This window comes from Kaistella sp. (assembly GCF_049588135.1).
Taxonomy (GTDB): Bacteria; Bacteroidota; Bacteroidia; order Flavobacteriales; family Weeksellaceae; genus Kaistella.
This window is the reverse complement of record NZ_JBAVFG010000130.1, coordinates 1-2,381: the sequence shown is the minus strand read 5'-3', so window position 1 is coordinate 2,381 and position 2,381 is coordinate 1. Positions and strand designations below refer to the sequence as shown.

Below are 2,381 nucleotides of genomic sequence, written 5' to 3'. Positions count from 1 at the left end.
CATAATGGAAACCTCTGAAAATATGGTCAAATTATCCGCCATAAAATTTTTATTGAATAAAATTTAAACAGGCTCTGAATTAAAAAAAATTCTCTATTGAAATGGCCACACGAAAGATTCGTGCGGCAGCGGTGAGTTTTTGGCTTATCACGATTCGTTTTTCAATAATAGCATTCCGAACGCTCCATATTCAGAAATGGAAGGATATTGGAAAACTTCTACACAGTTCTATGATTATATGACGAAAAATCCTGCCCTGATGAAGGTATATCAATCACAGTATAATGATTTTACTAATTCTAGTTTTTATAAATATAATAGAAAATAATGATTATGTATAAATTTTTGTTCATTTTTATTGTTGGATTTTTATCTGCACAGCAAACGTGTAAACTTTCTTTTTCTAATGGTTCTCTTTCAGAAGAAGGAAAGATAATTTTTACTATTAAAAATATAAATGGAAAAAAAATAAAAGTTCCTATAAATTATACGAGCACTTGGGCTAGACCAGTAGATATGCAGATATACAGTGATGATAAAAAAGATTATGAAGCTACGAAATATATAGCTGATGATATAGATTGTTTTAAAGCTGAAGGATGCTTTGGAAAAATGCTTTGCCTAAAGAAAGGAGAAATGAAAGAATATGAAGTTCAAATTATTCCAGGGAGAATATCAAGAGCATTTAAAGAAAAGAAAAAATACCGATTTAAATTAGCCTTTGATACTTATCTCTTTAGCGGTTGTAATGATTATCTTACAGATTGGCTTTATTATGACAATACCAAATGATAACAAGTGGGTTGAATCATTTGGGACATTTGGGAGCGGCTGCAATTGAAAATGGAGGAAGAGATAAAGCAAATGTATATATTGAAACAGATGGACTCGGACACGTTTATGTTGAAATAGGAGGCACGGTTTATTCCTATGGAAGATATGATGGATCTTATTCACCTTTTATGGGAGAATACGGTCTTGTAGGCAATGGGGTGTTATTAAAGTTGAGATAATGCTGCTAATTTTATAGTAGAAAGAACAGCAAAAAACCCAACACCAACATATTCTGTTGAAGTAGACGGAGCTAAAGTAAAGGCTTATTATGATAAACTTTATAATGCGGGAAAACCACTACAAGGGAAAGATGGTTATTACAAATATGGCAGGGTTATAGATACCTATAATTTAGTTGGTCCAGGAGGAAACAATTGCTCGACTATTACTTATAAAGCGTTAAATTATGGAGGAGCAAATATTGGGGCAGCTCAAACACCTGCAGGAATGCTATACAACTTCCAACAAGCTGAATATATTAAACAGGGATATAATCCGGGCTTATCGGGTCCTAGACGATAATAAATGAAATTATGAAAATAAAAACAGTATTAATAATATTACTTCTGATTGTCATTATTTTTTCAGGAATAAGATATTTAGGTATTTGTGTTTCAGAAAAGTATGATACTCAATTAGAGGGTTTAAATCCAACAACGGCACAAATAAAAAAAGCTGAAAAGCTGAAAATAAAAATAAATCGAGACAAAAAGATTACTCTTTCTATAATTGTGATATCATTACTTGCAATTTATCCAGTATCTTTAATAAAAAAATAAAGAAAAACCCAGAACATTAAGTTTTGGTTTATTTAAAGCAATAATGCTAACTTCGGGAGGATTAAGCGGTGGGATTTCTTCAACGATTGCCGGCGGTAATTTCTGGCAAGGAATGAGACAGGGATTGATTACGAGTGGATTGAATCATGTAGCGCATTTAACTACAGAATTTTTACAGAGAAATGACACCGCTGCCGCACGAATCCTTTCGTGTGGTCACCTTAAAAATCAAACATTTTAAATACTTCAACATCATCTAAAAGTCCATTTTCATCAGCATAATCTCTTGCACTGCTATAAACATATTCTTCTGCTTTGTAAACCAAACCCGCTTCCACAGGGTTTTGATGCACGTAATCTATTTTTTGTTTAATCACTCTGTTGCTCCATAGTTCGATCGGTTTATTATCGTGTCGCCAAAACTGATAATGGGTTACGTTCGAACTTTTTGCTGCTTCTTTTCGAAAGAAATTCAATAGTAATTCTTTCCTGCTTTCTCTCGGATTTTCTTCAATTGCTTTAACAATTGCTTTGCTGGTAAATCTTTTCAAATCGCCAATCAGTAATTCCGGTTTCTGTCCTTTTATCCTTCTAAAAACCAAATGAATATTACTCGTCATGATGTACCAAGTATGAATTTCTAAACCCTTTTCTTTTTGGTAAAATTTTACACTTTCCAAAAATAAATCTTTATATTCATTCCGTGTAAACACATCAAGCCATCCAACAACTGCAAAACTGATAAAATATAAACCTTCAGGATTATGG

General features: G+C 32.5%; 5 protein-coding genes. 4 read left to right on the top strand and 1 reads right to left on the bottom strand.

Going from position 1 to position 2,381, the window contains the following annotated elements; genetic code table 11:
* Nucleotides 1-327: 327 nt before the first annotated feature.
* The 4 genes from WBY99_RS07570 to WBY99_RS07555 all read left to right on the top strand — a co-directional run bounded on the left by WBY99_RS07570 (nucleotide 328) and on the right by WBY99_RS07555 (nucleotide 1,854).
* The gene (locus tag WBY99_RS07570) at nucleotides 328-792 is read left to right on the top strand and encodes a hypothetical protein (protein ID WP_423975723.1); all 465 of its coding nucleotides are present in this window, start codon (nucleotides 328-330) and stop codon (nucleotides 790-792) included.
* Nucleotides 789-1,013 carry a hypothetical protein gene (locus WBY99_RS07565; protein WP_423975722.1) on the top strand — a complete coding sequence of 75 codons (225 nt, stop codon included), beginning with the start codon at nucleotides 789-791 and terminating at the stop codon, nucleotides 1,011-1,013. The genes WBY99_RS07570 and WBY99_RS07565 overlap by 4 nt, the downstream gene beginning before the upstream one ends.
* A gap of 354 nt (nucleotides 1,014-1,367) precedes the next feature.
* Nucleotides 1,368-1,613 (top strand): hypothetical protein, encoded by a 246-nt coding sequence (locus tag WBY99_RS07560; RefSeq protein ID WP_423975721.1) that lies wholly within the window; start codon nucleotides 1,368-1,370, stop codon nucleotides 1,611-1,613.
* A 43-nt stretch (nucleotides 1,614-1,656) separates the two neighbouring features.
* Entirely contained in the window at nucleotides 1,657-1,854 is a 198-nt protein-coding gene (locus tag WBY99_RS07555; RefSeq protein WP_423975720.1) for a hypothetical protein, read from the top strand.
* Here WBY99_RS07555 and WBY99_RS07550 read toward each other — a convergent pair.
* A partial coding sequence (locus WBY99_RS07550) for a transposase (protein ID WP_423975719.1) occupies nucleotides 1,835-2,381 on the bottom strand: 547 nt, incomplete at its 5' end. The genes WBY99_RS07555 and WBY99_RS07550 overlap by 20 nt on opposite strands.